This window comes from Rhodoplanes sp. P11, from assembly GCF_964266735.1.
In the GTDB taxonomy this organism is placed as follows: Bacteria; Pseudomonadota; Alphaproteobacteria; order Rhizobiales; family Xanthobacteraceae; genus Rhodoplanes; species Rhodoplanes serenus.
The window spans coordinates 623,569-650,275 of record NZ_CAXWGY010000001.1 but is presented as its reverse complement, the minus strand read 5'-3'; the positions used below and the strand labels follow the sequence as shown (position 1 = coordinate 650,275).

Sequence of the window (26,707 nt, the reverse complement as noted above, 5' to 3'; positions counted from 1 at the left end):
CGATCGCGAGGCACGCCCCCGGGCGTGCCTCCGCCGCAGCGGCGCCGGCCCGGCCCGGCGACACCGCGACAGCCGCGCCGAGAACCCGATGACCAACGACTCCGCGAGACATGAAGGCCCGGCCCCGCAGGGCGGTGCACCGGCGCGGCCGACCGAGGCCGACGAGTTCTCGGTGCAGTCGGTCGCCACCTCGTTTCGCATTCTCGACGAGCTCGCCGCCGCCGGCCGGCCGCTGCGCCTCACCGAGATCGCCACCGCGCTCGACGAGACCAAGGCGAAGGTGCACCGCCACCTGACCACGCTGCGCCAGCTCGGCGTCATCGAGCAGGACGGCGGCACCGAACGCTACCGGCTCGGCTGGAAGCTGATGCAGCTCGGCGAGTCGGTGGCCGAGCAGTTCAATCTGCGCGAGATCGCCGCTCCCCACCTCACCGCCATCCGCGACGAGACGCGCGAGACCGCGCTGCTCGCCGTGCCGGTCGGCTGGGAGACCCAGGTGATCAGCGTCGCCGACAACATCCATGCGCGGGTGTTCATCTCGATCAAGCCCGGCAACCGGCCGCTGCCGCACGCCGCCGCCCAGGGCCGGGTGGTGCTGGCCTTCTCGGCACCCGACCTCGTCGATCGCGCGCTGTCGCGCGAGCTCCTGCGGCTCACCCCCTACACCATCACCGACAAGGTGCTGCTGCGCGAGCGGCTCGCGGCGATCCGCGAGCGCATGTGGGATACGGCCGACTCCGAGATCATCGAGGGCGTCAACACCCTGTCGGTGCCGATCCTGCGCGACGGCGACGAGATCGCCGGGGTGTTCTCGATCATCGGCCTGAGCCGCAGCGTGCCCGGCGATCCCGATCCGCGCCAGCTCGAGGTGCTGCACCGCCACGCCCGCATGCTGTCGGAATCGCTCAACGGCCTCGCCTATCGCCGGCTCCAGCCGGGCCCCGAGGAGCCGCCGCCACGCCGCCGCGGCCGCCCGCGCGGCGGCGGCTGAGCGCACCACGGCGCTCAGGACGGGATGTGGCGGCGCCAGCCGTCGGGACGCGGCGGCAGATCCGCGAAGGTCTTGCGGCGGTCGGCGGCGCGGCCGATCAGGTCGCGCGCCGTCACGCCCTTGCGGGCGAGATACTCGTCGAGCTCGGCGACCGCCGCGGCGAGCACCGAGAACCCGCGCACCATCACGGCCGACGCCATCTCGACCGCACACGCGCCGGCCAGCATCATGCGGGCGACGTCGAGGCCGCTCTGCGCCCCGTTGGTGCCGATCAGCGGCCTGTCTGGGCCGAGCCGGCTGCGGGACTCGGCGAGCCACCGGCAGGTGAGCGGCAGGTTCCAGGCGCCACCGAAACCCAGCATGGTGTCGAGCATCGGCGCGAAGGTCTCGACGTCGGGAACGAGCCCGAGCGCGCGGCCCGCCATCACCACCGCCTCGCCGCCGGCCTCGAAGGCCGCCGCCGCGAGATCCGGCACCCGCTCGCTCTGGCCGCTGATCTTCACCCACAGCGGGATCGACACCGCGGCCCGCACGGCGGCGACGATCTCGGCCACCCGGGCCGGATCGAGCTCGGTCGCCACCGCGCCCTTCGCCTGGCTCGCATAGGGGGTGCCGATGTTCAGCTCCAGCACGCGGATGCCGGCCTCCTCGACCTGCCGCGCCATGGCGACGCAGGGCTCCAGCCGGGCCAGGATCAGGCTCGCCACCGCATAGGAGTCGTGGGCACGCGCCTCGCGGTCGAGCCTCGCGGTCTGCTCCAGCCACGCCGCGAAGGGCAGCGGCGTCAGCCCCGAGCGACAGGCCAGCATGGCGGCGGCGGGGGCGTCCTTCGACCACGGCAGCGGCCGCCACTCCGCGTCGAGCAGCAGATACTCGGCCGCCTGGAGCTGGCGGCGCGCCGCCTCCGACTCGTTGGTCGACTTCACCACCACGGCGCCGGCCCCGGCGGCCAGCGCCCGCCGCACCCCGTCGGCATCGATCAGGTGCTCGGCGGCGCCGGCGATGACCGGGTTCTTCAGCGTCACCCGGCCGATCGTCGTGCCCATGTGGCTGGCCATTCCGCCCCTCCCCGCTCAGCCGGCGAGGCCGGCGAGCCGCACCGTCTCGCGCCAGATCGGCCGCTCCTGCGCGGCACGCGCCGCGACCTCCTCGGGCGTCGAGGCCAAGGCCCGCGCGCCGACGGTCGCGAAGCGGTCGCGCACCGCCGGATCGGCCGCGATGTCACGCAGCGCCGCGGCGAGCCGGCCGACGATCGCCGGCGGCGTGCCCATCGGCACCACGAAGGCGGCCCACGACGTCATGGCGAAATCCGGCCACCCGCACTCCGCCATGGTGGGCACGTCGGGCAGCCCCGGCCACCGCTGCGTGCCCGTCACCGCCAGCGGGCGGACCTGGCCCCCCTCGATGTAGGACATGTAGGAGGTGAGATTGTCGATGGTGAAGGCGACGTCGCCGGCCAGCATGGCCGGAATGGTCTGGGCGGCACCGCGGAACGGCACATGCGCCGCGTCGAGCCCGGCGCGGGCGGCGAACAGCGTCGGGAACAGGTGAGTCGAGGTGCCGACCCCGGAGCTGCCGAAGGCGAGCCGCCCCTGCCGCTTCGCCCAGCCGACGAAATCGGCCAGCGTCTCCACCGGCAGCCGGCCCGGCACCGCGAAGACGTTGGGCAGCTCCCAGACCAGCGACACCGGCGCGAAGTCGCGCTCCGGATCGGGCGCCGCCTGGGCGGCGATGAACGGGTTGATGGCGAAGTGGCCGACCGTCGCGGCGGCCACCGAGTAGCCGTCCGCCGGGCTCGCGGCCAGCGCCGCCACCCCGATATTGCCGGCCGCACCCGGCTTGTTCTCGATCACGAAGGGCTGGCCGAACCGCGCCTCCAGCTTCTCGGCCAGGATGCGGGTGAGCAGATCGACCGAGCCGCCGGCCGGATAGGGCACGATCAGCCGCACCGGCCGGTCGGGCCAGACGGTCGGGCCGCTCGCCCGCACGGCGGCCCCGATCACGGCGGCGGCGCCGAGCGCCAGACCGCCGGCCACCACGGCGCGCCGCGTCGTCTCCGGCCGCAGGCCGCGGCCGGACGGCGGCTCGGACGGCCGGTCAGTCATGACAGGGCGGCCGGACGAGCCGGGACCGGACTGGCCGCGGCCGGGCCATGAGGGCGATCGGACGCACCGGCGCGTCGACAGACGAGCCGGCGCCACTCGGGACGCACACGTCGAGTCTCCTCTGGATGCGAGGGGCTGCGGCCGGCGCCGCTCGGGCGGCCGGCACGCCCTATCGGTATCACGCGCCACCGCCCGGGCAAACCGTCGGGCCGGGTTGCGCCCCACGCATCGGACGGGACGGCGGCGGCGCGCCCCGGCTCCCCGGCAGCTCGCGCGGTGCGGCGCCTAAAACTTGACCCTCCGGCTGCGGATCAGTGGCTCCCAGCGGGCGAACTCGTCGTCCAGCAGCTTGCCGAACTCCTCGGGCGAGGAACCTGCGACATCGACGCCCACCTGCTGCATCTTGGCCCGCAGCTCCGGGTCCTGGAGGGCCTCGTGCGCATCCCGATAGATCTTGTCGATGATCGGCCGCGGCGTGTCCTTGGGCACCATCAGGCCATTAATGGCGTAGACCTGCACGGTGGGGTAGCCGAGTTCCGCGAAGGTCGGCACGTCGGGAAACTGGGGCGAGCGCTGCGCCGACGCGATGGCGAGCGCGCGAATGTCCGGCTTCATCGCGATGGTCGGGACCGCCTGAGCGACGAGGGCGAGCGTCATGTCGACCTCGCCGGTCACCATCGCCTGGCCGGTCGGGGCGCTGCCGCGATACGGCACATGCACCATGCTGATTCCGGCCGCATCGGCGAACAGCTCGACGCCGAGATGACCGGACAGGCCGGTGCCCGACGACGCATAGCTGATCTTGTCGGGATTGGCCTTGGCATAGGCGACCAGCTCGCCGAGTGTCTTCACCGGCAGGTTGCTGTTCGCCAGCAGCATGTTGGGCGCCGAGGTGAGCAGGATGACGGGCGCGAAGGCGTCGCGTCCATACGGCACGTTCGGCTGCACCAGATGCGCCATCACGTTGGCCGCGAAGGTGCCGACCAGAATCGTGTGGCCATCCGGCTTGGCGCGCGCCACCATGTCGGTGCCGATGACGCCACTGGCGCCGCTGCGGTTCTCGACCACGACGGGCTGACCCCAGACCTTCGACAGCCGCTCGGCGATGATGCGGCCGGCGACGTCGGTCGCGCCGCCCGGCGGAAACGGCACGATGATCCGCACCGGACGCTCGGGGAAGCTCTGCGCGGCCACCGCGGAGCCGAGTGTGGCGAGACAGACGAGTGCCGCCGCGAGCCGCCCGAGCTTGATCATGATCACCTTCCGTGTGTGTCGGTCAGCAGAGTGCTTCGACGAAGGGAGCGGTCCGCGAACACGCGCCGTCCCGCGCAGGTCCCGCGAGCTTTCCGGTCACGCCAGATCCTCCAGCACCATCACGCGCTGCCGCACCGGCTCCCAGCGGCGATCGCTCGGTTGGCCCCGGCGCACCATGGTCATGCGGACGGAGTAACGATCCGGCCGGTAGAGGGCGCGCAGATGCTCGATGCCGCGGCCGCTGTCGTCGAAGACGGTGCGCACCATGGCGATCAGGGGCGAGCCGACCTCGACGCCGAGCACCCGGGCCACCTCGGGAGTCGCGAGCTCGGCCGAGATGTCCTGGGTCGCATGGTCGGCGGCGACACCCGCCCGCTCCAGCAGTGTCAGCAGGGGCTGAGCGGCCAGCTCCTTGCGCGTGAAGGTCCGGCCGATGCTCTCCGGCACGCAGGTGATCAGATACGAGAAGGGCGCCCGAGCGATGCGGCGGGTGCGCACCGATCGCTGCACCAGCGCGCCGTCCGCAAGGCCGAGCGCCTCGCTCACCTCCGGCAGCGCCGGAGCATAGCCGAACTCCAGCAGCTTGACCTCGGTCGTCTGCCCCATGGCGACGAGCTGAGACATGAAATCCGCCATGTCGACCCGGATCGGCCCCGGCCTGCCGCGCTCGGTGAGGAACGTGCCGGCGCCGCGGCGGCGGCAGATCAGGCCCTCGTCCTCCAGCGCGGCGAGCGCCCGCCGCAGCGTCACCCGCGACACGCCGAACTCGACCGCCAGCGTCTGCTCGCCCGGCAGCCCGCCGTCGCGGGCGAACACGCCTCTGGCGATCCGGTCACGCAGGGCCAGATAGACCTGCCGTGTCTTGGAGAGTTCCGCTCCTGCCATCGGCCTCGTGCTCGATCCACCACAACGCCCGTGTCAGACGCCCATGCGGTCGCGCCACCAGCGCCCCCGGAGCCATGTATGAAAATCATCCGACGTGGGCTCGCGACGATCGATCGCCACGATATTGGCCCACACCAGCGCGAACATGCAGGAGAACACCGGGATGCCGTCGTGATAGGGCGAGCGCGCGATTGCCGCCAGCGTCGGCATGCCGGTGCCGAGCATCACGATGGCGTCGACCTTGGCAGTCCCCACTGCGGCGAGCGCCTGCGCGGCGGCCTCTCCCGGCAGGCTGTAGATCGGATGGAAGCTCTCGCCCGCACGCGACGCGCTGGTCTTAGCGCTGGTTTTGGCGCTGATCTTGGCGCCGATCTCGAACCCGCACGACGTCCAGTACGGTGCGCACGCCCTGTCGAGCGCCTCGCCCTCCGGATAGGGCGACACCAGGCCGATCCGCTTGGCGCCGAGCGCGCCGAGCGCCTGGCACACCGCGGTGGCGGCACTCATCGCCGGTACGTTCAGCAACCGGCCGACATCGGCGAGCGCCCGTTCCTCCTCCTCCTTCCCCGACAGGTAGGATGTGCCGGTGCAGGCGAAGGACACGCAGTCGATCGGTGCGTTGGCGAACTGCGGCGCATAGCGGCGCGCGTTGGTGTAGTAGTCGGTCAGACGCTCCTCGATGGTGGCGCAGGAGCTGACCAGCCGCGCATTGATCCAGGCATAGCCGGGCGGCGTGAGGATGGCGTATTCGGGCTCGACGGTCGTGTTGGCTTGCGGTGTCAACACACCAATGAGGCCCTTCGGCGCATATTCGACCCGCATGCCGTCTCTCCGAAAGCCGGCGAGCCGGCGCCGCGATCGAATTGTATTATGAATGGTACAAGTTGATCCAGGCCCGTCAAGCCGCCCGCCGGCGGATCAGGTGATGGCCGCAGCCTGCCGCAGCCCGTCGATCATCGACGACGTCAGCAGATAGGACCGGAGCCGCTCGCGATCCGCACAGATCGCCTTCAGCTCGGCCAGCATGCCGGCGCGCTTGTCGTGGTCCTTCTCGCGCATGCGGGCGCGGTTGCGGTCCGCCTGAGCGATGATCTGATCGCGCGCGACCGGCCGCCGGCGGCGGTCGTAGAGCGACAGCCGCTCGACGGGTGCGCCGCGCCGCAGCATGTCCACCAGCGCGCCGGCGAGCTCGAATGCATCGTGCAGGCCACCGTTGAGCCCCATGCCGCCCGACGGGCTGTTGAGGTGGGCGGCGTCTCCAGCGAGCGCCACGCGCCCCCGGCAATAAGCCGGGACGATGCGCTGATGGACCCGATAGGCGCGCATCTCGCCGAGTTCCCAGGGCTCGCGGCGCGGCACGATGTCGTTCATGCTGGCCTGGATCAGCGCGTCGGCGAGCTGCTCCTCCGGAGTCAGGTCCTCGCGCGGATAGATCGACACCCGCCACCGTCCCGGCACCTTCAGCAAGCTGAAATTGCCGCCCTGCTTCCAGCAGTAGGTCACGTTCGACAGCCCTTCGAGATGATCCTCGAACGGGAACCGGGTGGTGACCAGCAGCGTCGTCTCCGGATAGGTCTCGCCCTCGAACGGCATGCCGATGGCCTTGCGCACTGCGCTGCGCGACCCGTCGGCGCCGACCGCGAACCGCGACCGCACCGTCGCGCGCGTGCCGGCCCGCTCGATCTCGGTGACGACGCCATCGTGGTCCTGCCGCACTCCGACCACCGTGGTGCCGAAGGAGATCCGCGCGGTCGGCTCCTTCGCCAGGGCCGCATGCAGCACCCGCGACAGCTTCCATTGCTCGACCTGGAGCCGGTAGGGATGCCTTGTATGCCCGGCCAGCACCGACAGGTCGAAGACCGCCCGATCGCCGGCCGGATGCAGCCTGATCTGCCAGTGCGGGCAGATCAGGCCCTGATCGAGCAGCACCGCCGTGATGCCGAGCGGCTCCAGCATGTCGAGAGTCGGCGGATGGAACGTGGAGGCCCGAAGGTCCTCGGCGATGCCGGCCTCGGCCTCGAACAGCGCGACCGAGATCCCGGCGCGCGCCAGCAGCAGCGCCGTGCAGAGCCCCACCGGCCCGCCGCCGGAGATCACCACCTCGCAGGCAGTCTCGCCCGACATGCTTCCCCCCGATCCCCTGCGTTTTGTTGTTGTATTAAAGATAAGACAACTGCTCCGGCCCGTCAAAGCCGCGCGATGCAACGGCACGGAGCGGCACCGTGACACTCCGCGCCTCGATCGGGCGGCGACCAGACAGGCCGGCGGCCGCACACGGAGCCGCCCGCAATCGCCGTGGAGGCGCGAGCGCGCGGGTGCCCCGCAGGCGTCGAAGGCCGCGAAGTCACTTTTGCTCCCGGATGGCCGGAAGAAAGAAATTCCGCCGCCTTGTATCGGGAGAGCCTTCGCGGCAATCTGGAGACGTCGGGTGGCGTGCGCCTGGTCCGACCGCGGGATTTGACGGAGCAGCTTGCACCGCGTCACCAAAGCTAAAGCGCCACGCTGAACGCCGAACGGCGATCGTGGGCTCCAACCCGGCCATCAGGCCCGGACAAGGAACGACTCGCGATGCGCAGCAGGACCACCTTCCTCACGACCTTCGCCACCCTCCCCGGTTCGAGCCGCCGCTTCGTGGCGGCCTGCGGGATGTGTCGCAGCGACGCCTGATCATTTCGCTTCGCTCCACTTCATCTCACGCTCGAAACCGCGTCTGCGCGCCTCACCGCCGCAGTGCCCGGGAAGGTCTTCACCGATGTCTCTTCAATCCGCTCGGCCCGCGCTCACGCGCCAGCCGCCGCCCGCCCCGCAAGCCTATGTGATCGAGGTCGACGACGATGCGGTCGGCATCGTGGTCCGCGACAGCGACGGCTACACGTTCCATGCGGCCGCCTCGGCCTACTATCCGCTCGACCATCGGCGGTTCGCCAGCGCGGCTGCGGCCCAGAAGGCCGCGCAGGCGCTGCGCCACGACCGCGCCAAGGCCCTGCGGGGCGCCGGGCAGCGCCGCGCAAACTGACCGGCGCCCGGCAGAAGCCACGAGCCGCCCCGGCCGTGGCGGCTCGTTCGCCAGCAGGCGGACGCCGACGCTGTGCCGCGCCGTCAGGGTGCCAGCCTGCGCCGTCGCGGATCACACCGCGGCGGCGGACATCAAGGATTCACGCGTCCTCGTGCTCGCGCCGCTGCGCGGGGTGCTTGATGTTGAGGATCACGGCCTCGCCGGCAGCTTGCCGCCGTCCGGCGCCCGGAAACAAAATCAAGGTTTGGATACTGTCGAGAATGGCGGCACGGACCCGCAGTGCGGCTGCGGGATTGTGCACCCGGATGTCATCGGCAATACGAACGAGGTCGGCGACCGCTTCGGGGGTGTAATGAAGCTTCATCCTTCGAAGCGTCGGAACGCCGCTTCGACCTCGGCATCCGTGGCGAACTCGCGGCACTTGGCTCGAGCGAGACTCGCGAGCACATCCGGAAGGTGCGCGGGTTCGATCGCTTCGGGCTCGCCACCGTCGGCAGCGATATGGAGCATGAGGCGCGCGATCTCGTCTTGCGCTTCGGGCGGTAGCGCGCGCGCTGCTTCGAAGGCTCGTTCGAGCAACTTGGTCATGTCCGTGATCATAGGCGACCACGTCGCCCCGGACAACCGACCCACAGCCGCAGAAGTCCGCAGCTTTAGATTTTAGTGGTGGGCGCACAAGGACTCGAACCTTGGACCCGCTGATTAAGAGTCAGCTGCTCTACCAACTGAGCTATGCGCCCGCACGCCTTGGCGGCGCGCGTCTGTAGCAAACGTGGCCGGCCGTGTCCACCACGCCGCGCCGGATTTTTCCACCGTCACGGTCGAGCCGCGTGCATGGCGGCCTCGCACCGGCCCACAGGCTGCCGATCGCCGCCGCCGGCCGCCGCCGCCGGCACCGGCCGGACGGGACGGGACGGCCCAGCCGGCACGAGGACCCTCCGGAAACACCGAGGCCGCCGGACCGAAGTCCGGCGGCCTCTAGGCCCGATCGTCGCTGGGGGGCTGGGGGGAGGCATCGGGTGCGACGTCCGGGCCTGTAGAGGACGTCTCAAGACGGACGCCGCCGACAGATCGTTCTGGCGAGCGACGTCCGAAGTGAGGAACAGAGGCGGTCGCTTGCCGCTACAGCCGCTCCTCTCCGGTGGACGGGCGGCGGCGGTCGTCGTCGCGCCGGGGCGGCGGGCCCGATCCGTGTCCGCCGCGGCGGTCGTCATCGAAGCGTCGGCCTTCGCGCCACGGCGGTCCGTCATCACTGCGGCCACCGTCGGGGCCGCGTCCATAACCCCGGCCGTAGCCGTCGCGTCGGTCGCCGTCGCGGCGATAGCCATCGTCGCCGTGTCGGTCGAAACGATCGCTCCAGCCCTGGCCGTAGCCATAATGGTGATGACCGTACCGGCCATAGCCGCCGTCACGATCGCCATGGCCATGGCCATGATGGTGGCCGTCGTGGTGCCAGCCACCGGGACCGCGATCCTGGCCGGCATCGGCGAAGCGCGGACCGAGCGGCCGCGCCAGCGCCCAGAAGCGGCGCTTCTGGCTGTCGTCCAGGCTGCGGACCAGCGGCCCGGTGGCGTCGGCGAGATCCTTCAGTGCCGTCGCTCGCCGGCTCGCGCGATCGGCGAAGCGCTCCAGCCGCTCCATCGGGTCACCCTCACCCATGTCCCGGCGGTTCCGCATGGCGTCGCGCATCTCGGCCCGCATGGCCACGAAGGCGCGATAGGCCCGCTCGAACGCCGGCCACGCCTTCTCCTGCTCGGGGCCGAGCTGGAGGCCGGCCCGCAGCGCCGCGATTCGCGCCTCGAGATATGCCTGGCGATCGGTGGCGGCGCGGTCCGAGGACGACGCGCCGGTCGACGGCATGGACGCCCCCGGGGAGCGGGGCTCGGGCGAGTTCTGCTGCGCCAGCACCAGTCCCGATCCCGCCAGCGCGAGAAGCGCGGTGCCGGCGAGAAGCGATTTCCACATGCGACCCTCCCGTTGAATACGAGACGAGGGTAGTATTCGTCCGAGCCTGCCCTCAAGTTAAACTTCGGACAGCATTACCGCCTTGTAATGTCGGCCATGGCGTCGCCGCGACTGTGTCACGAATACGTGCGCGGCACGGCACTCGGATGACGAAACTCACCGGACGGGCGCGCCTCCGCCGGCGCTCTCGCCGAGGCATGGCCGCCGGCCCCCCATCCTGGCTCGCCCGAACCGGCCGAAACCTCTCGAATATCGGTGCTTTCGGGGCGCGTTAACGGTCTCGTAACCATCCACCCGGCAAATTTTGCCGGGGAGGCGCCGCCGGTGGCGCCGGGGTGGAATCGTTTCGATGTCCGACGTGACGGCAGGACGCGGCGGCGCGGCGAAGGGCTTCGGCCTGCCGAGCCTGCGCGAGATCGGCGACACGCTGAGGAGCGGCGACATCGCGCTCGCGGTCGGCGTGATGACCATCCTGGTCGTCCTCATCCTGCCGCTGCCGCCTCTCCTGCTCGACTTCGCCCTGGCGGTCTCGATCATCACCTCGGTGCTGATCCTGATGACCTCGCTGTTCATCCACCGCCCGCTGGAGTTCTCCACCTTCCCGACCGTGCTCCTGATGTCGACCATGCTGCGCCTCGCCCTCAACCTGGCGTCGACGCGGCTGATCCTGTCGCACGGGCACGAGGGCACCGCCGCCGCCGGCCACGTCATCGAGGCGTTCGGCAACTTCGTGATGGGCGGCAACTTCGTTATCGGCATCATCGTGTTCACGATCCTGGTGATCGTGAACTTCGTGGTGATCACCAAGGGCTCGGGCCGCATCGCCGAGGTCGCCGCACGCTTCAACCTGGACGCGATGCCGGGCAAGCAAATGGCGATCGACGCCGATCTCTCGGCCGGCCTCATCGACGAGAAGGAGGCGCGCACCCGCCGCAAGGAGCTGGAGGACGAAAGCTCCTTCTACGGCGCCATGGACGGCGCCTCCAAGTTCGTCCGCGGCGACGCCATCGCGGGCCTGCTGATCGTCTTCATCAACATCATCGGCGGCATCGTCATCGGCATCGCCCAGCAGGGCATCTCGTTCGCCGAGGCCGGCCGCAGCTACACGGTGCTGACCGTCGGCGACGGCCTCGTCACCCAGATCCCGGCCCTGATCGTGTCGACGGCGGCGGGCCTCCTGGTCTCCAAGGCGGGCCTGTCGGAAGCCGCCGACCAGGCGCTGCTGCGGCAGCTCTCCGGCTATCCCAAGGCGCTCGGCATGTCGTCGGCCGTCATGCTGGTGATCGGCATGCTGCCCGGCATCCCGATGCTGCCCTTCCTGCTGCTCGGCGGCGGCGCCGGCGCCCTCGCCTGGATGATCGATCGCAAAGCCAAGACCGAGGTGCAGGTGGCGGCGGCGAGCGTCGAGGCGGCTGCCCAGGCGGCCCCCGCCGAGGAGCCGATCAGTGCCGCGCTGCGCATCGACGAGCTCAAGATCGAACTCGGCTACGCCCTGCTGCCGCTGGTCAACTCGCCGAACGGCAGCGACCGGCTCACCGAGCAGATCAAGGCACTGCGTCGCTCGCTCGCGATGGAGATGGGCTTCGTGATGCCGTCGGTGCGCATCCTCGACAACGTGCAGCTCGACGCCAACACCTACATGATCAAGATCAAGGAGGTGGAGGCCGGCAGCGGGCGGGTGTGGCCGAACCAGTATATGGCCATGGACCCGATGGGCGGCCAGGTGAACCTGCCCGGCATGCACACCACCGAGCCGACCTTCGGGCTGCCGGCCACCTGGATCGACGCCGCCCTCAAGGAGGAGGCCGCGGTGCGCGGCTACACGGTGGTGGACGCCGCCACGGTGCTGGCCACCCACCTCACCGAGCAGCTCAAGGCCAACATCTCCGAGCTCTTGTCCTATGCCGAGGTGCAGAAGCTGCTGCGCGAGCTGCCCAAGGAGCAGGGCGAGCTGGTGAAGGACATCGTGCCGTCGCAGATCACCATCACGGGCATCCAGCGGGTGCTCCAGCTCCTGCTCACCGAGCGCATCTCGATCCGCGACCTCGGCACCATCCTGGAGGGAATCGCCGACGGCCTCGGCTTCACCCGCAGCCCCGCCATCCTGGTCGAGCACGTCCGCACCCGCCTCGCCCGCCAGATCTGCGCCCAGCACACCTCGCCCCAGGGCCTGCTGCCGCTGATCGCCCTCACGGCGCGGTGGGAGCAGGCGTTCGCCGAGTCGATCGTCGGCCAGGGCGACGACCGCCAGCTCGCCATGCAGCCGTCGCGCCTGTCCGAGTTCATCACGCTGGTGCGCGAGCGGTTCGAGGAGGCGGCCCGCATGGGCGAGGCCCCCGTGCTGGTCACCTCGCCGGGCATCCGGCCGTTCGTCCGCTCGATCGTCGAGCGCTTCCGCGCCCAGACGCCGGTGCTGTCCCAGTCCGAGATCCATCCGCGGGCCCGGTTGCGGACGGTCGGCAGCATCTGAGGCCGGTCTCCGGGGTCGACCGGCACGGACGGCGCGCGCCGTCCGTGCGGCGCCGCGTCCCGGCCGCCGGCGGCAGAGACCATGGATCGAATTCGAACGAAATCTGTAAGTCGTTCTTGAACTGAAGCTTTTATCCTTTTTCCGGGTCGCGCATCACGGAATCGTGACAACCCGGAGAGGAAACCATTCCCCTCTACGCGGGTTATCGGCGCGAACGGGATGGTCGCGCACACCACGCTCCGACAGGCGAACCGGCCGGGCCAACCGGCGGCATGAACCTCGGGACGGAACGCGGCGACCAACGGACAAGCACTCGGGAGGGGTCCCAATGAACAACGCTTCGCTCGCCACCGCCGATCGGATCACTCACCTGAAGGTCGTCGTTCTCGCCCTGGTCGCCTCGATCGCCATCATGGTGATCGGCATCACCGCCCATGCGGTGGACGACAGCCGCGCCTATGGGGTCGCGTCGACCCCCGTGAAGGCCGGCAAGGCCGTGATGATGTCGACCAGCGAGACCCCCACTTTCGTTCGCTGACTGGGTCCGCCGCCCCCCGCGCCGCGCTTCGCCAGCCCCCCGGCGGACCGGCTCGTCGCAATCCCCCTTGCGAGACGGATCTCCCGATGGCCGGGCCCTGCGCCCGGCCATCGGCGTTTCCGGGCGGCGCAGCCGCGTTGTGACTTCTCTCAGCCCCCGCCCGGCGGCTCGGCCGGCAGCACCGGCACCGCCTCCACGGCGCGGCCCGAATAGCTCACCGGCCCGCTCGGCCCGTCGATCGGCGATCCCGCCGACGGCTCCAGCGACACCGCGTAGACGGCAGTCTCGACGATCTCCCGGTCGAAGGCGGCGATCGCCGGCACGATCGTGAAGGTCTCCGGCCCCAGCAGCCCGAGCGAGCGCGGCGCCGGCAGCCGGTCCGACACCAGCCACAGCTCGTAACGCTTGTCGCCCTCGTCCTCGGGAGACAGGCGACGCACCATCAGGCTCTTGCGGTCAGAATCGAGGGTGACGACGAAAGCCGGCGCGGTCCCGGCCGGTTGCAGCACCGCGATATGGCGGCCGGGCGCCAGCCCGGGCACCTCGACGGAGCGCACCACCTCGCGCGGCACCTCGACGAGCCGTGGCGACGGCCGCAACCCCATCGGCAGCAGGTCCGGCGACAGCGCCGCCAGCACCGTGAGCGTGGCGAGCGCGAGCGAGAAGGCGGCGAGACCCGCGGCGGCGCTGCGCCAGCCCTGGACGCGGCGCGCCAGCCGCGCCACCGCCGCGTCGTCGTCGGGCGGCCGCTCGGCATGAACCACCAGCGCCCGTTCCCGCGCCAGGGACGGCAGCGATCCACCGACTGACGGATCGTGCGACGGCTCGGGCGGCGGCTCGATGAACGAGGGGTCGAGGGCAGACGATCCCGGCGCGGCAGGAGGCGCGACAGCAGGAGGGGCGATCGACGGCGGGGGTGGAATGGCCGGCGGCCGATCGGCGGGCGCAAGTCCCACCGCGGGCGCCAAGCCCACCGCAGGCGCGAGGCCCGCCACGGGCGTGGCGGGCGGGAGGCGCGCCGCGAGCCCGCCCCACAGCGCCGCCGGCGGCGGCACCGGCTCGACCATGGCGTGAAGCTCGCCGAGGCGTCGCTCCCATGCCGCCACCTGGGCCGCGAAGGCCGGGTCGGTCGCCAGCAGGGCGGCCGCCGCGGCCCGCTCGCCGGCGTCGAGGGTGCCGAGCGCGTACTCGGCGGCGAGCCCGGCCCGGTCGTGGCCGGCCGCCCCGTCGGGCACCCCAGCAGGGTCTCGCGGCTGGTCGGGATCGCGGTCCGTCATGGCCCGAACCCGTCGCGGATCTCGGCGAGCGCCAGCCGGACGTCGCGGCGCACCGCCTCGGGCGATCGGTCGAAGGCGCGCGCCAGAGCGTCGCGGTCGAGCCCACCGAAATAGGCGAGCAGGATCATCCGCTGGCGGTCCGGCGGCAGGCGTCCGAGGCTGCCGAGCAGGCGCTCCAGCGCCGGCCCCACCGGCGGGCGCGACGGCGGCGGCTCGCCGGTGCTCGCCGGCGCGGACTCGGGTTCGGGGTCCGGATCGGCATCGCGGCCGCCCCCGGGGCCGTCCGCCCCGATGGCCTCGGCGGCGTCCGGCTGGCCGTCCCCCTTCGGCGCGGCTGCGGTGTCGGGCACCGGCCTGTCGGACACCGGCCGGCGGGCCAGGTCGAGCGCGTGGCGGCGGGCGATCGCCACCATCCAGACCAGCGGATCGTCCCGACCCGGGGCAAATCCGGCGGCCTGCGACCAGATGGTGAGAAAGGCGTCCTGGAGGGCCTCGCCGGCCCGGTCGGGCCGATCGAGGATGCGCAGCACGATGCCGTAGAGCTTGGCCCGGGTCGCGCCATAGAGACGCTCGAACGCCGCGACATCGCCCTTGGCGGTCGCGGCGAGCAGCCAGACCAGTTCGGCCGATGTCAGCATGCGGTCGAGCCCCCCGCACCGTCGGCGACGCGATGGACGGATTATGCGCGAACCGCGTCGTCCCGCAAACTAGAGCGGAATCCGATCCAACTGGATCGGATTCCGCTCTAGAGTCCTTGCGTGATCGCATTTTGGACGGCGAACCGGATCCCACTTCGCCGGAAAATGCTCCACGGCCCGAGCGGCAGGGCCGCCCGGGCCGTGGAAGACCGGGTTGGTGGGCTCGGACAACCGCTCAGCCGGCGGCGCGCGCGGCGCGCAAGCCCGCAATCGAATCGAGCTCCGCCTGCTCGCGGGCGGCCTCGGCATGGCGATCGCGGAGCTGGTCGCGCTCGTCGAGCAGCTCGACCTTCTTCAGCTCCTCGAAGGATTCCTGGAGCGCCGCCCGCGCCTCCTCGAGCTGGCCGGACAGTTCGTCGGCGGATCGCTTGAGGTTCTCGCGCCGCTGCATGGCGGCCTTGGCATAGGTCGGGTAGGCGAAGTGGGCCGGATCGTGGACGCCGGCCCGGTCCTGCTCGACCTGGATCTCGCGGTCGAGATCACCCGCCATGCGCAGGAACTCGGCGATCATGGTCTCGATCTGCGCGACCTTGCGGCGGTTCTCGTCCACCTGAAACTTCTTGAGCCGAATGAGTGTATCGCGCGACTTCATCGACTGTTACTCCCCAGAAGCCCGAGCGCGCAGCCTCGATCGCCAGGGCCGAGAGCCGCTCCAACACGGCGCCATTGTCGGGGCACAATCTTAGTTTTCGGTTTCCGCGTCCGAGAGGATTTGCTCGAGCCTCCGATAGCCTTCCGCCAGCGAGGTGGCGTCCGTCTTGGCCTGGGACAGAAAGGCTTGCAGCGGATCGTTGAGGCGGATCGCCTCGTCCACCTCGGCACTCGATCCCGGCCGGTAGGCGCCGAGCCGGATCAGCTCCTCCATGTCCGCATAGGTCGCCATCACGCGCCGCGCCCGCATCACCACCGGCAGATACTCCGGATCGCACGACCGGGGCATGGTTCGCGACACGGACTTGAGCACGTTGATGGCCGGGTAGCGGCCACGCTCCGCGATGGCGCGCTCCATCACGATATGGCCGTCCAGGATGCCGCGCACCGCATCCGCCACCGGCTCGTTGTGGTCGTCGCCGTCCACCAGCACCGTGAAGATGCCGGTGATCGCCCCCGCCCCTGCCCCCGGGCCGGCCCGCTCCAGAAGGCGCGGCAGCTCGGTGAACACCGTCGGCGTGTACCCCTTGGAGGTCGGCGGCTCGCCGGCCGAAAGGCCGATCTCGCGTTGCGCCATGGCGAAGCGGGTGACCGAATCCATCAGCACCAGGACGCTTTTTCCCTCGTCGCGGAAATACTCGGCGATGGCGAGGGTCAGATAGGCGGCCTGGCGGCGCATCAGCGCCGGCTCGTCCGAGGTGGCCACCACCACGACCGAGCGGGCGAGGCCCTCGGGCCCGAGATCGTCCTGGAGGAACTCCTGCACCTCGCGGCCGCGCTCGCCGACCAGCCCGATCACCGAGACGTCGGCATCGACGTTGCGGGCCAGCATCGACAGCAGCACCGACTTGCCGACGCCGGAGCCGGCGAAGATGCCCATGCGCTGGCCGCGGCAGCAGGTGATGAAGGTGTTGAGGGCGCGCACCCCGAGATCGATGGGGCCGCCGACCCGTTGACGGGCATGCGCCGAGGGCGGGCTGTTGCGGAAGCGGCAGGGCGTCGGCCCCGGCGGCAGGGGCCCTAGCCCATCCACCGGCTCGCCCAGCGCGTTGACCACCCGGCCGAGCCAGCCGACCGACGGCCGCACCGTCGCATGCGACGACATCACCAGGGCGCGGCAGCCGCGCCGCACCCCTTCGAGGGCCGCGAACGGCATCAGGAGCGCATGGTCGCCCGAGAAGCCGACCACCTCGCAGGGAATCGCCCGGCCGGCGGTCTCGACGCCGACCCGCGCGCCGACCGACATGGCATGCAGCGGCCCGGCGACCTCGACCATCAGGCCGCGCACCCCGACCACCCGGCCGTAGACCTCGACCTCGTCGATCTCGGCGATCTGGTCGGCGAGCTGCCTCACGGGCCGGCTCCAGCCGGCGGGCCGGCTTCGGCCGAGAGACGGGCGGCCACTTCGGCACGGATCGGACCCGCGACATTGGTATGGCGCCACCTCCCGCGCCGCGTGCAGGCCACCAGGGCCGCCATTCGGGCGGATGAGGACATCGCCTTAACTCCGTGTTTACCCGGAGCGTTAATCATTGAATCACCGTCCTCGGGGTCCCTGTCCGGCGTGCGGCTCATGGCCGCCGGAGGTGAGTCAATTGAGTCGGTTACGGCCAGATCCTAAAGTGGAATGTGAGACAGACCGTGCAGAGAAAACCGACCTGTCGCAACATTTTAGGCCGATTCTGGCGGGCCTGCCCAGCACCGTCTTGCGCACCGGAATCAGACTTTGTTAATGGTTGCTCGTTAACCTTTCGAATCAGTTGGGTCCCGAGGCGTCAGAGTTGGCCTCCAGTACGGCGGGCCGCCCTCAATCCGACGCGGCATGGAAGGGGACTGGCATGCGCGTTCTCCTGATCGAAGACGACAGCGCGACGGCGCAATCCATCGAGTTGATGCTGAAGTCGGAGAGCTTCAACGTCTACACGACCGATCTCGGCGAAGAGGGCGTCGATCTCGGCAAGCTCTACGACTACGACATCATCCTGCTGGATCTGAACCTGCCGGACATGTCGGGCTTCGAGGTGCTGCGGGCCCTGCGGGTCTCCAAGGTCAAGACGCCGATCCTGATCCTCTCCGGCCTCGCCGGCATCGAGGACAAGGTGAAGGGTCTCGGCTTCGGCGCCGACGACTACATGACCAAGCCGTTCCACAAGGACGAGCTGGTGGCCCGCATCCACGCCATCGTGCGGCGCTCCAAAGGACACGCCCAGTCGGTCATCCAGACCGGCGATCTCGTCGTCAATCTCGACACCAAGACGGTCGAGGTCGGCGGCCAGCGGGTGCATCTCACCGGCAAGGAGTACCAGATGCTGGAGCTCCTCAGCCTGCGCAAGGGCACGACGCTGACCAAGGAGATGTTCCTCAATCATCTCTACGGCGGCATGGACGAGCCCGAGCTGAAGATCATCGACGTCTTCATCTGCAAGCTGCGCAAGAAGCTCGCCAACGCATCGCAGGGCCGCAACTATATCGAGACGGTGTGGGGCCGCGGCTACGTCTTGCGCGAGCCCTCCGACGACGAGGCGCGCATCGCCATCTGATCGCGACGGCGCCGGATCTGATCGCGTCGGCTTGGCCGGCCCCTCGCCCCGAGAGTTTCGGAGTTTTCCGCGGAGCCGTGGGCTCTCCTCCCGAACTCGGACACTTCCGAACCCCGCCGTGAATGGCGGGGTTTTTGTTTTAGAGCATTGTCCGGCGAAGTGGACGCCGGTTCGCCGTCGAAAATGCGATCATGCAAGGACGTCTGGAGCGGAGCACGATCCAGTTGGATCGGATTCCGCTCCAGGTCGACGCCGGGGCTGACGGTGCGGAGCACGGCAAGCGTGCGGAGTGTCGCGCGGCTCGCTCCCGGGCTACGATCGGCGGCGACCTGCGGGAGACCTGCGGCGGCCTGCGGGGCTCGGCACCGAGCCCCGCCGTCGCCTCAAAACGAGATCCGGCTGATCCATTGGGTGGTCATGTATGGACGGCCCCTGGTTGGCAAGGGTGCTTTTTCGGCGGGGCGGATCGGGAGCGGTCATGTATCCGGCCTTTGGATGCGGTCGATGACCGCTGGCCCTGAGGGACTTCGCGGATCGGGCTCCGATCATTCCGACGCATTCGCGGTGCGATGACGACGAGGAGTGTCCCGATCCCGGTTCCTGACCGTTTACCGTCGTGCCTTCGGCTCCCTTGCTCCGCCGACCGGCCTGTTCGGGGCCGGACAGCGATCCTTCGACGTCTGGTTCAGGCGGCCGCGGGAAGGCTCTGGTGGCGCCCCTCGGGGAGGTTCTCGGGGAGGTCCTTGGCGCGATAACGCTCGCCCGTCTCGAGCAGCGCCCAGATGATGCGCGCCGTCTTGGCGGCGAGCGCGACGGCCACCACCTTGGCGGGGCGCCGCGCCAGAAGATCGCGCAGCCAGGGGTCGCGGATGCCCTTGGCACGCGCCTGGCGAAGCTGCGAGGTGGCACCCAGCACGAGCAACTGCCGCAGGGTGCGGTCACCCTGCTTGGAGATGCCGACCGAGCGCTGCTTGCCGCCGGTGCTGTCCTGGCGCGGCGTGAGGCCGATCCAGGCGGCGAAGTCGCGGGCACCGTCGAACAGGCCCGCATCGGGCACCTTGGCGACCACCATGCTGGCCGTGATCGGCCCGACGCCTGGTATCTCCATCAGTCGACGCGCCGCCGCGTCCGCCCGGGCGAGCCGCGCAATCTGCGCCTCGAGCTTGCGCACCAGCGCATCCACGGTCTCCCATTGGACAGCCAGCAGCGACAGCGCCGGACGCGCCGCCTCCGGAAGGCCCTGCGGGCCGGCCGCGAGTTCCTTCAGCAGCGCATCCAGTCCGGCTTGGCCCTGGGCGGCGACGATGCCGAACTCGGCGAGCCCGGCCCGCATCGCGTTCGCCGTATGGTCGGCCGGCTCGCCGCCTCGCAGATCGCCTCGGCGTCGCGCCCGTCGGTCTTGTTGCGCTTGACGGAGGGCTTCACGTAGTGCGCCGGCATCATCCGCACCGCGTGCCCGAGCCGCTGCAACAGCCGCCCCAATGGTGCGATCCGCCACACGCCTTCCATCTCGACCACGCACGGCGACAGCGCGGCGAAGAAGCGCTCCACCTGGCCCCGCCTCAACGACCGCCGGAGCACCACCGTCCCGGATGCATCGATCCCGTGCACGTGGAAGATCGTCTTCGCAAGGTCCAACCCAATCATGGGAATGCTCATCGTGGACGGCTCCGCTTCCGGAACGAGTTCATCACCGGCCAGATTGGCACAGAGATGCCGCCAGGGGCCGTCCACCCCATCATTCCGGAAGCCGCGAAGCGGCGCCCCGGAATGACGGGAACTGATCACCCGGAAACAAGCATGACGCGAACCGGCCGGGGCGCCTGCCGCCGATCCGGCTGGCCGAACGGCCCGGCTTGTCCGTACAGTCGGTCCGATCGGCCGAAGGGAGCGTACGGAATGCCAGTGAATCGCCGGGTCTTCATCGCCGCCGGAGCGGGGGCGTCGCTCGGCCTGTTCGTGCTCGGGCCGTCGGGCCGCCGCGAGGCGGTCGCCGGCCCGGTGATCGGCGGCACCCTGAAGCCCTCCCGCATCGACAAGTTCGTCCTGCCGCTCGCCATCCCGGCGGCGATGCCGCGCTCCGGGCCGAACGCCTACCGGATCGCCGCGCGCGAGCACATGCAGCAGATACTGCCGCCGCCGTTCCGGCCGACCCGGGTGTGGAGCTACGGGCCGGAGGGCGACCCGGCGCGCTTCGTCTCGCCCGCCTGCACCATCGAGGCGACCCGCGGCACCCCGGTCGAGGTCACCTGGATCAACGACCTTGTGGGGCCGGACCGCCGCTTCCGCCCGCATCTCCTGCCGGTCGATCCGACCCTCCACTGGGCCAATCCGGGCGGCCGCCGCGACACCCGCCCGACCTTCGACAAGACGCCCGGTCCCTACACCGGGCCGGTGCCGCTGGTGCCGCATGTCCACGGCATGGCCGAGGTGGAGGACTGGAGCGACGGCTATCCGGAAGCCTGGGTGCTGCCCGACGCCGCCGATCTGCCGGAGGGCTTCGCCCCGGTCGGCACCTGGTACGACTTCTTCTGGACCAAGGCGGGCGGCGGCGACTGGGGACCCGGACGGATGACGTTCCGCTATCCCAACAGCCAGCGCCCCTCGACCCTGTGGTTCCACGACCACACGCTCGGCATCACCCGGCTCAACGTCTATGCCGGGCTGGCCGGCTTCTGGCTGATCCGCAGCGACGATCCGGCCGACCACCCGACCGTCGCCGGCAGCGGCGCAGCCGCCGTGCTGCCGGCGGACACGCACGACATTCCGCTTGCCATCCAGGACCGCGCCTTCAACACCGACGGCTCGCTCTACTATCCCGACAGCCGCAAGCTGTTCGACGATTACGCCGGCCCCTACATCCCGGCGAGCGCGGTGCCGCCGATCTGGGTGCCGGAGTTCTTTGGCGACTGCATGGTGGTGAACGGCCGCACCTGGCCGTACTGCACCGTCGAGGCGCGGCGCTATCGCCTGCGCATCCTCAATGCCTGCAACTCGCGCGTCCTGGTGCTGCGCTTCGCCGATCCCGCCGTCGAGGTCTGGCAGATCGGCAGCGAGGGCGGCTACCTGGTGGCGCCGGTGAAGCTGCGCGACGTGGTGCTGGCGCCGGCCGAGCGGGCCGACCTCGTGGTCGACTTCTCGCGCGTCGCGCCGGGCGCCCGGGTGGTCCTGCGCAATCGCGGGCCGGACGCCCCCTACAAGGGCGACGCCGAGGACGACGAGGCGCGCGCCGATCCGCGCTCGACCGGGCAGGTGATGCAGTTCCGGGTGGTGCGCCCGACCAGCCCCGATCCGACCACGCCGCCGGCCCGGCTGGTCATGCCGGCCATCGCGCCGCTTGCGGCCGGGCGCGAGCGGGCGCTGGCGCTGGTCGAGGCGATGACGCCGTCCGGCAAGGACGAGGTGCCGCACGAGGTGGCGCTCGCCACCTTCGACCCGGCCCGCGGCCGCCCCGACGGCGTGACGGTCACCCATTGGGGCGATCCGATCAGCGAGAACCCGGCCCCCGGCGACACCGAGACCTGGGCGTTCCACAACTTCACCGCCGACGCCCACCCGATGCATGTCCACGACGTGCTGTTCCAGGTGGTCGACCGCCAGGAGCTCGACGAGAAGAACGGGCGCCCCAAGGGCCGGGCCCGGCCGCCGCGGCCCGAGGAGACCGGCTGGAAGGACACCGTGATCGCGCCGCCCGGGCAGGTCACCCGGGTGCGGATGCGGTTCGCCAAGGCGGGCCGCTTCGTCTGGCACTGCCACATGGTGGAGCACGAGGACAACGAGATGATGCGGCCGTTCCGGGTCGGTCCCGAGCAGGACGGCGAGCCGCAGGACCACGGCGCTCCGCGCTGACACCCCGCGCTGAGCCTCGGCGGCACCCGGCCGGCGCCGGTTCAGACGAGCCGCAGGGTCGGCGGCCCGAGCGGCAGGTCGGCGCCGTCCGGCCAGGCCAGGAGATGGCTGGCGCAGCCGCGGCAGTCGCTGCTGCCGAAGCCCGGCAGCGGCACCGGCAGGCCGGCGAGCGACGCCACCAGGGCGCATTCGTCGCCGTCCGGGATCGCCCACACGGCGATCACCCGCCCCCGCGTGGTCAGCCGATCGACATGCCAACGGAGGATCTTGCGCCGGCGCAGGTGGCGGGCGATGCGGGCGCGCAGCCCGCCGGGGCCGCGGGCCGAGCCGCAGTAGAGATACCGGCCGGCCGACAGCACCGCGGCGCCGCGATCGGCCCGGCGCGAGATCGTCATGCGGAGAGCGGCCGGCAGCGCGATGGCGAGCACATAGGCGCCGCCGCAGTCGGGCAGACGGCTCGCCCGGGCGGGCCGTGCCGGGGCCGCATGGGCGGCGCCTGTCCGGCCCCGACGACGGGCCACAGTCGGGGCGTCGTCGGTGTGGGCATCTGCTCCGTCCGATCGTTTGGGCATGCAGACCTGTGTGCAACGCCAGAATGAATGCAGGGCACCACCGCGCGCGCTTATTGTGCATAGCACAAATTTGTATTGACTCGTACGCCGCCGAGGCGCTGGACTAGTCTCCGTACAAACGCTCATGCGGAATGAGCCGACTGCACTTTTGGGGGAACATCGCATGGGCCGCCGCTCCATCACGACCGAAAGCGCTTTGCCCTCTCTGATCATTCCGTGCCCCCGCTGCGCCAAGCGCATGTCGTTCCGCAGTGCCCGCACCACCAAGGCCGAACCACGCATCCTGGACACCACCTATGCCTGCGACCAGTGCGGCGCCGAGGTGATCTGCACCAGCTTCTGCCGCCACGACGCCGCCCAGGCGGCCTGAACCGCCTCTCCCGGCTCTCTGTTCCGATCCTCGCCTGGCGCGTCGCCACCTTCGGCTCGTGCCCCGCGTCCCGCGACGGCGATCGCCACGAGCGGGTGGAGCCGTCATTCCGGCCCGGCAATCCTCATCCCCGATCGCTCCGCTATGCTGATCCGCGCCCCGCGCCGCCCCGCGGCGGCTGGACGCGCCGAAGGACCGCCGCATGACCGACCGCACTCCCGCCATCGACGAGCGCCGCCTGTGGTCGGACCTGATGGCGCTCGCCGAGATCACCGACGCGGCGCGGCCATGGACCCGCCGCTCGTTCACGCCGCTGTTCGACCAGGGCCGCGACTGGCTGCGCCGCCGCTTCGCCGAGGCGGGCCTCGCGGTGCGCCTCGATGCCGCCGCCAACCTGTTCGGCCGTCTGGAGGGCAGCGAGCCCGGCCGCCCGGTGGTGATGCTCGGCTCGCATTCGGACTCGGTGCCATCGGGCGGCCGCTTCGACGGCCCGGCCGGGGTGATCGCCGCCCTCGAGGTCGCCCGCGCCCTGCGGGAGAGCGGCCGCACGCTGCGCCATCCCGTCGAGGTGGTCGACTGCCTGGCCGAGGAGCCGAGCGACTTCGGCCTGTCCTGCATTGGCAGCCGCGCCATGGCGGGCCTGCTGGCGCCCGAGATGCTGGACTATCGCGGCCCCGGCGGCGAGCGGCTCGGCGATGCGATCGACCGGGTCGGCGGCGACACGGCGCGGCTCGCCACCGCCCGCCGAAGCGACGTGGCCGCCTTCCTGGAGCTTCATATCGAGCAGGGCGTGGTGCTGGAGCGCAGCCGCACCGACATCGGCATCGTCACCGGCATCGTCGGCATCGTCCGGCTGGAGCTGGTGTTTCTCGGCGAGGCCGCGCATGCCGGCACGATGCCGATGGCGATGCGGCGCGACGCCGGTGTCGCCGCCGCCCGGCTGGTCGGGTTCGTCTCGGAGCGCGCCCAGGCGCTCGCCCAGCTCGGCCGCGGCTATGTGGTCGCCACCACCGGGGTGATCGAGGTGGCCCCCAATGCCATCAACGTGGTGCCGCAGCGCGGCCGCGTCGTGGTGGACGTCCGGGCCGAGGACGCCGCGCTCCTCGACGCCTTCGTGGCCGAGATCGAGGCGGAGGCGAGATGCATCGCCGAGGCGACCGCCACGGTGGTCGAGCGCTGCGCCACGCTGTCGCGGGCGACGCCGGCGGCCTGCGACCCCAGGCTGCGGACGCTGCTCGCCGAGGGGGCGGCGGCGCGCGGCCTCTCCAGCCTGTCGCTGCCGTCGGGGGCCGGCCACGACGCCGCCTTCCTGTCGCGCATCGCGCCCGCCGCCATGGTGTTCGTGCCGTGCCGCGAGGGCCGCAGCCACACCCCCGAGGAGTGGGCCGAGCCCGCCGCCATCGCGGCCGGCGCCGCCACCATGCTGGAAGCGGTGCTGCGCTTCGACGCCGGCGCGGCCGCCGGCTGACCCGCCGCGCGGCGCGACATCGTCGCGTTCGCGACCAGAGGCGACGCACGCGGTCTCCGGGCGCATCGGCTGCGCCGGCGCTCGCGTCGCCGCGGCCGGCGTGAACCGGCCGGCCGGCTCGCGACACCTCCGCAAGGAGCGCCGCGGTGTGGCCGCGCGGATGGCCGCACCGACTTGATTTGGCCGGTATCGGCTGGCCCTCTGGCGGGAATTGCCGACCACCGTGGCCGCGGGTTGCGGCGGCCACCGGCCTGCTGGTCCATCGGCCGGTGTCGTTCCGGCTCAGGAGAGTGCGATGTCCGCACGGGTGATCGCCGTTCCGTCCGCCTGCCTGTCCATCCTGGTCTCGATTCTCGTCTCCGCTCTCCTGGTCGCTGGCCCCGCCGGTCCGGCCGCCGCCCAGGCCGATCCGTCGGCGGCCACGATCGCCGCGAAGCCGGCCGGAAAGGCCGCCCCCGCGGCACGGAAGAAGACGGCGGATCGCCCGCCCGGCGCCCCCGCGGCCGCCAAGGGCGTGCCGGCCAAACGGTCCGTCGCCCCGGGTGCCAAGTCGCGCGCCACCAAGCCGGCGACCGCCGCGGGAGCCGGCGCCGCAGCAGCCGGCGCGGCCGCCGCGACATCGGCCACCGCCGCGCCGACATCGGCCACCCCCGACCCGGCCGTGATGCTGGCGGCACAGTCGCGGCTCGCGGTCCGGCTGGTCGAGGCGCTGCGCCAGGAGACTCCCGACGCCGCCAATCTGGTGGTGTCGCCCGGCAGCCTCGCCATGGTGATGGCGCTGATCGATCTCGGCGCCGACGACCGCCTGCGGGCGGCGCTCGCCCGCACCCTCGCCTTCGTCGACGATGCCGCGGCGCCGACCGGGACGGCGGCCGACCGCAAGGCATCGGCGCGCAAGGGCGACCGCACGGCCGCGCCGCCACCGGCCGATCTCGCCGCCGTGCGCCGGCTCGCGCAGGCGCTGCGGTCCGATCCGACCGCCGCCGAGGTGCTCTCGGTCGCCGATGCGCTGTGGATGGACCCGGCCGCCAACCCCAAGGAGCCGACGCTGGCGGCGGTCGCGGCCGCGGGCGGCACGGTGTTCCGCGAGCGCCTCGGCGATCCCGCCACGCTCGCCCGCATCAACGGCTGGGTGGGCGAGAAGACCCGCGGCCTGATCCCGACCATCCTGGACCGGGTGCCGGCCGACGCCGGTCTCGTCGCCGTCAACGCGCTCGCCTTCAAGGACCGCTGGCGCACCGCCTTCGCCGAGGCCCGCACCCGGCCGGCGCCGTTCACCCGCCTGGACGGCTCGACCGTCGAGGTGCCGCTGATGACCGCCACCTTCGAGGCGGTGCCGATGCGCAGCGACGAGCGCTTCGTCGCCGCCGAGCTCGGCTATGCGCACGAGCGCTTCGCCCTCGTGCTGCTGACCAGCCGCGACGCGCCGCAGCCGGCCGCGGCCTTCGCGCCGGTCGCCGGCTGGCTGTCGGGCGACGGCTTTGCGGCCGGCCCGGCCGACGTGGCGCTGCCGCGCCTGGCGCTGGCCGAGCGGGCGGAGCTGTTGCCCGCCCTCGACGCCCTCGGCCTGAAGGCGGGGCGCGCCTCGCCGACCGCGCTCGCCGGCTTCGCGCCCGGCCAGCGCATCGCCGAGGTGATCCAGAAGACGGTGCTGAAGATCGACGAGAGCGGCACCGAGGCGGCGGCGGCGACCGCGGTCGTCACGGTGCGATCGGCGACGCGGCCGTCGCATCCTCGGCTCGCCTTCGACAAGCCGTTCTGGTTCGCGCTGCGCGACAAGGTCACCGGCCTGGTGCTGCTCGCCGGCTATGTGGGCGACGCCGGCCGCGCGGTGGCGACCGCCGCCGCTTCGCCGGAGACCCCGGCGGTTCCGCCGGCCACTGCCGCGCCGGCGGCCGAGCCGCCGCCGCAACCGCCCGCCGCGGCGGCGCCGTCCGAGCAGGCCGCACCGCCGAGCACCGAACCGCCGTCCGAGCCCGCGCCGCCTCCCGCCGAGGCACCGCGCTGAGCGGCCGCGGGCCGTCTCCCCCGTCGCGGCGCCCCGTGCTACACCGCCGG

At 71.5% G+C, this 26,707-nt stretch carries 23 protein-coding genes, 1 tRNA gene and 1 pseudogene; 9 read left to right on the top strand and 16 right to left on the bottom strand.

Going from position 1 to position 26,707, the window contains the following annotated elements; translation table 11 throughout:
* The first annotated feature begins 88 nt into the window (after positions 1-88).
* Positions 89-991: an IclR family transcriptional regulator gene (locus ACFQUV_RS02940; RefSeq protein WP_165363765.1), complete on the top strand. Its 903-nt coding sequence runs from the start codon at positions 89-91 to the stop codon at positions 989-991.
* A gap of 14 nt (positions 992-1,005) precedes the next feature.
* Here ACFQUV_RS02940 and ACFQUV_RS02935 read toward each other — a convergent pair whose 3' ends face one another.
* The 6 genes from ACFQUV_RS02935 to ACFQUV_RS02910 all read right to left on the bottom strand — a co-directional run bounded on the left by ACFQUV_RS02935 (position 1,006) and on the right by ACFQUV_RS02910 (position 7,359).
* Positions 1,006-2,049: a tRNA-dihydrouridine synthase gene (locus ACFQUV_RS02935; protein WP_129607695.1), complete on the bottom strand. Its 1,044-nt coding sequence runs from the start codon at positions 2,047-2,049 to the stop codon at positions 1,006-1,008.
* 15 nt (positions 2,050-2,064) lie between these two features.
* Entirely contained in the window at positions 2,065-3,096 is a 1,032-nt protein-coding gene (locus ACFQUV_RS02930) for a tripartite tricarboxylate transporter substrate binding protein (protein ID WP_129607696.1), read from the bottom strand.
* A gap of 285 nt (positions 3,097-3,381) precedes the next feature.
* The gene (locus ACFQUV_RS02925; RefSeq protein ID WP_129607697.1) at positions 3,382-4,350 is read right to left on the bottom strand and encodes a tripartite tricarboxylate transporter substrate binding protein; all 969 of its coding nucleotides are present in this window, start codon (positions 4,348-4,350) and stop codon (positions 3,382-3,384) included.
* Positions 4,351-4,446: 96 nt separating this feature from the next.
* On the bottom strand, positions 4,447-5,235 hold the full coding sequence (locus tag ACFQUV_RS02920) for a GntR family transcriptional regulator (protein WP_129607698.1): 789 nt from the start codon (positions 5,233-5,235) through the stop codon (positions 4,447-4,449).
* 33 nt (positions 5,236-5,268) lie between these two features.
* The gene (locus tag ACFQUV_RS02915; RefSeq protein WP_129607699.1) at positions 5,269-6,057 is read right to left on the bottom strand and encodes a hypothetical protein; all 789 of its coding nucleotides are present in this window, start codon (positions 6,055-6,057) and stop codon (positions 5,269-5,271) included.
* 96 nt (positions 6,058-6,153) lie between these two features.
* Positions 6,154-7,359, bottom strand: coding sequence for an NAD(P)/FAD-dependent oxidoreductase (locus tag ACFQUV_RS02910; RefSeq protein WP_129607700.1), 1,206 nt, complete (start codon positions 7,357-7,359; stop codon positions 6,154-6,156).
* Between the two features lie 628 nt (positions 7,360-7,987).
* Here ACFQUV_RS02910 and ACFQUV_RS02905 point away from each other — a divergent pair.
* Positions 7,988-8,251: a hypothetical protein gene (locus ACFQUV_RS02905; RefSeq protein ID WP_129607701.1), complete on the top strand. Its 264-nt coding sequence runs from the start codon at positions 7,988-7,990 to the stop codon at positions 8,249-8,251.
* A gap of 139 nt (positions 8,252-8,390) precedes the next feature.
* Here ACFQUV_RS02905 and ACFQUV_RS02900 read toward each other — a convergent pair whose 3' ends face one another.
* The 4 genes from ACFQUV_RS02900 to ACFQUV_RS02885 all read right to left on the bottom strand — a co-directional run bounded on the left by ACFQUV_RS02900 (position 8,391) and on the right by ACFQUV_RS02885 (position 10,216).
* Positions 8,391-8,615 (bottom strand): type II toxin-antitoxin system RelE/ParE family toxin, encoded by a 225-nt coding sequence (locus ACFQUV_RS02900; protein ID WP_129607702.1) that lies wholly within the window; start codon positions 8,613-8,615, stop codon positions 8,391-8,393.
* The gene (locus ACFQUV_RS02895; protein WP_129607703.1) at positions 8,612-8,839 is read right to left on the bottom strand and encodes a hypothetical protein; all 228 of its coding nucleotides are present in this window, start codon (positions 8,837-8,839) and stop codon (positions 8,612-8,614) included. The genes ACFQUV_RS02900 and ACFQUV_RS02895 overlap by 4 nt, the downstream gene beginning before the upstream one ends.
* 76 nt (positions 8,840-8,915) lie before the next feature.
* A tRNA-Lys gene (locus ACFQUV_RS02890) sits at positions 8,916-8,991 on the bottom strand.
* Positions 8,992-9,373: 382 nt separating this feature from the next.
* Positions 9,374-10,216 carry a Spy/CpxP family protein refolding chaperone gene (locus ACFQUV_RS02885; protein WP_129607704.1) on the bottom strand — a complete coding sequence of 281 codons (843 nt, stop codon included), beginning with the start codon at positions 10,214-10,216 and terminating at the stop codon, positions 9,374-9,376.
* A gap of 349 nt (positions 10,217-10,565) precedes the next feature.
* Here ACFQUV_RS02885 and flhA point away from each other — a divergent pair, with 349 nt between their 5' ends.
* Positions 10,566-12,686: a flagellar biosynthesis protein FlhA gene (gene flhA / locus ACFQUV_RS02880; protein WP_129607705.1), complete on the top strand. Its 2,121-nt coding sequence runs from the start codon at positions 10,566-10,568 to the stop codon at positions 12,684-12,686.
* A 328-nt stretch (positions 12,687-13,014) separates the two neighbouring features.
* Positions 13,015-13,224 (top strand): hypothetical protein, encoded by a 210-nt coding sequence (locus ACFQUV_RS02875; RefSeq protein ID WP_129607706.1) that lies wholly within the window; start codon positions 13,015-13,017, stop codon positions 13,222-13,224.
* 149 nt (positions 13,225-13,373) lie between these two features.
* On the opposite strand, the gene ACFQUV_RS02870 is transcribed toward ACFQUV_RS02875, so the two are convergent.
* The 4 genes from ACFQUV_RS02870 to fliI all read right to left on the bottom strand — a co-directional run bounded on the left by ACFQUV_RS02870 (position 13,374) and on the right by fliI (position 17,204).
* A complete protein-coding gene (locus ACFQUV_RS02870) occupies positions 13,374-14,501 on the bottom strand; it encodes an anti-sigma factor domain-containing protein (RefSeq protein ID WP_129607707.1) in 1,128 nt (375 codons plus the stop codon).
* Positions 14,498-15,139 (bottom strand): RNA polymerase sigma factor, encoded by a 642-nt coding sequence (locus tag ACFQUV_RS02865; RefSeq protein WP_129607708.1) that lies wholly within the window; start codon positions 15,137-15,139, stop codon positions 14,498-14,500. Before ACFQUV_RS02865 ends, ACFQUV_RS02870 begins: the two co-directional genes overlap by 4 nt.
* A 235-nt stretch (positions 15,140-15,374) precedes the next feature.
* Positions 15,375-15,791, bottom strand: a complete 417-nt coding sequence (fliJ, locus tag ACFQUV_RS02860; protein WP_111385890.1) for a flagellar export protein FliJ — start codon at positions 15,789-15,791, stop codon at positions 15,375-15,377.
* Positions 15,792-15,881: 90 nt separating this feature from the next.
* Entirely contained in the window at positions 15,882-17,204 is a 1,323-nt protein-coding gene (gene fliI / locus ACFQUV_RS02855; RefSeq protein WP_129607709.1) for a flagellar protein export ATPase FliI, read from the bottom strand.
* A 484-nt stretch (positions 17,205-17,688) separates the two neighbouring features.
* On the opposite strand from fliI, the gene ctrA reads away from it, so the two are divergent.
* Positions 17,689-18,390 (top strand): response regulator transcription factor CtrA, encoded by a 702-nt coding sequence (ctrA, locus tag ACFQUV_RS02850; RefSeq protein ID WP_111385888.1) that lies wholly within the window; start codon positions 17,689-17,691, stop codon positions 18,388-18,390.
* 685 nt (positions 18,391-19,075) lie between these two features.
* On the opposite strand, the pseudogene ACFQUV_RS02845 reads toward ctrA, so the two are convergent.
* A pseudogene (locus ACFQUV_RS02845) lies at positions 19,076-20,049 on the bottom strand (IS110 family transposase).
* A gap of 240 nt (positions 20,050-20,289) precedes the next feature.
* Between ACFQUV_RS02845 and ACFQUV_RS02840 the strand changes: the two are divergent.
* Positions 20,290-22,239: a multicopper oxidase family protein gene (locus ACFQUV_RS02840; protein ID WP_129611537.1), complete on the top strand. Its 1,950-nt coding sequence runs from the start codon at positions 20,290-20,292 to the stop codon at positions 22,237-22,239.
* 41 nt (positions 22,240-22,280) lie between these two features.
* Here ACFQUV_RS02840 and ACFQUV_RS02835 read toward each other — a convergent pair whose 3' ends face one another.
* Entirely contained in the window at positions 22,281-22,760 is a 480-nt protein-coding gene (locus ACFQUV_RS02835) for a DUF123 domain-containing protein (RefSeq protein ID WP_244601765.1), read from the bottom strand.
* A 289-nt stretch (positions 22,761-23,049) separates the two neighbouring features.
* Between ACFQUV_RS02835 and ACFQUV_RS02830 the strand changes: the two genes are divergently transcribed.
* The 3 genes from ACFQUV_RS02830 to ACFQUV_RS02820 all read left to right on the top strand — a co-directional run bounded on the left by ACFQUV_RS02830 (position 23,050) and on the right by ACFQUV_RS02820 (position 26,657).
* Positions 23,050-23,181: a hypothetical protein gene (locus ACFQUV_RS02830; protein ID WP_280176773.1), complete on the top strand. Its 132-nt coding sequence runs from the start codon at positions 23,050-23,052 to the stop codon at positions 23,179-23,181.
* A gap of 202 nt (positions 23,182-23,383) precedes the next feature.
* Complete coding sequence (locus ACFQUV_RS02825) at positions 23,384-24,649, top strand: Zn-dependent hydrolase (RefSeq protein WP_129611535.1); 1,266 nt, start codon at positions 23,384-23,386, stop codon at positions 24,647-24,649.
* 295 nt (positions 24,650-24,944) lie between these two features.
* On the top strand, positions 24,945-26,657 hold the full coding sequence (locus ACFQUV_RS02820; protein ID WP_129611534.1) for a serpin family protein: 1,713 nt from the start codon (positions 24,945-24,947) through the stop codon (positions 26,655-26,657).
* The last annotated feature ends 50 nt before the right edge of the window (positions 26,658-26,707 follow it).

Coding starts and splice junctions, on each gene's coding strand:
- ACFQUV_RS02940 (WP_165363765.1), top strand. CDS start 89: ATGACCAACGACTCCGCGAGACATGAAGGCCCGGCCCCGCAGGGCGGT.
- ACFQUV_RS02935 (WP_129607695.1), bottom strand. CDS start 2,049: ATGGCCAGCCACATGGGCACGACGATCGGCCGGGTGACGCTGAAGAAC.
- ACFQUV_RS02930 (WP_129607696.1), bottom strand. CDS start 3,096: ATGACTGACCGGCCGTCCGAGCCGCCGTCCGGCCGCGGCCTGCGGCCG.
- ACFQUV_RS02925 (WP_129607697.1), bottom strand. CDS start 4,350: ATGATCAAGCTCGGGCGGCTCGCGGCGGCACTCGTCTGTCTCGCCACA.
- ACFQUV_RS02920 (WP_129607698.1), bottom strand. CDS start 5,235: ATGGCAGGAGCGGAACTCTCCAAGACACGGCAGGTCTATCTGGCCCTG.
- ACFQUV_RS02915 (WP_129607699.1), bottom strand. CDS start 6,057: ATGCGGGTCGAATATGCGCCGAAGGGCCTCATTGGTGTGTTGACACCG.
- ACFQUV_RS02910 (WP_129607700.1), bottom strand. CDS start 7,359: ATGTCGGGCGAGACTGCCTGCGAGGTGGTGATCTCCGGCGGCGGGCCG.
- ACFQUV_RS02905 (WP_129607701.1), top strand. CDS start 7,988: ATGTCTCTTCAATCCGCTCGGCCCGCGCTCACGCGCCAGCCGCCGCCC.
- ACFQUV_RS02900 (WP_129607702.1), bottom strand. CDS start 8,615: ATGAAGCTTCATTACACCCCCGAAGCGGTCGCCGACCTCGTTCGTATT.
- ACFQUV_RS02895 (WP_129607703.1), bottom strand. CDS start 8,839: ATGACCAAGTTGCTCGAACGAGCCTTCGAAGCAGCGCGCGCGCTACCG.
- ACFQUV_RS02885 (WP_129607704.1), bottom strand. CDS start 10,216: ATGTGGAAATCGCTTCTCGCCGGCACCGCGCTTCTCGCGCTGGCGGGA.
- flhA (WP_129607705.1), top strand. CDS start 10,566: ATGTCCGACGTGACGGCAGGACGCGGCGGCGCGGCGAAGGGCTTCGGC.
- ACFQUV_RS02875 (WP_129607706.1), top strand. CDS start 13,015: ATGAACAACGCTTCGCTCGCCACCGCCGATCGGATCACTCACCTGAAG.
- ACFQUV_RS02870 (WP_129607707.1), bottom strand. CDS start 14,501: ATGACGGACCGCGATCCCGACCAGCCGCGAGACCCTGCTGGGGTGCCC.
- ACFQUV_RS02865 (WP_129607708.1), bottom strand. CDS start 15,139: ATGCTGACATCGGCCGAACTGGTCTGGCTGCTCGCCGCGACCGCCAAG.
- fliJ (WP_111385890.1), bottom strand. CDS start 15,791: ATGAAGTCGCGCGATACACTCATTCGGCTCAAGAAGTTTCAGGTGGAC.
- ctrA (WP_111385888.1), top strand. CDS start 17,689: ATGCGCGTTCTCCTGATCGAAGACGACAGCGCGACGGCGCAATCCATC.
- ACFQUV_RS02840 (WP_129611537.1), top strand. CDS start 20,290: ATGCCAGTGAATCGCCGGGTCTTCATCGCCGCCGGAGCGGGGGCGTCG.
- ACFQUV_RS02830 (WP_280176773.1), top strand. CDS start 23,050: ATGTCGTTCCGCAGTGCCCGCACCACCAAGGCCGAACCACGCATCCTG.
- ACFQUV_RS02825 (WP_129611535.1), top strand. CDS start 23,384: ATGACCGACCGCACTCCCGCCATCGACGAGCGCCGCCTGTGGTCGGAC.
- ACFQUV_RS02820 (WP_129611534.1), top strand. CDS start 24,945: ATGTCCGCACGGGTGATCGCCGTTCCGTCCGCCTGCCTGTCCATCCTG.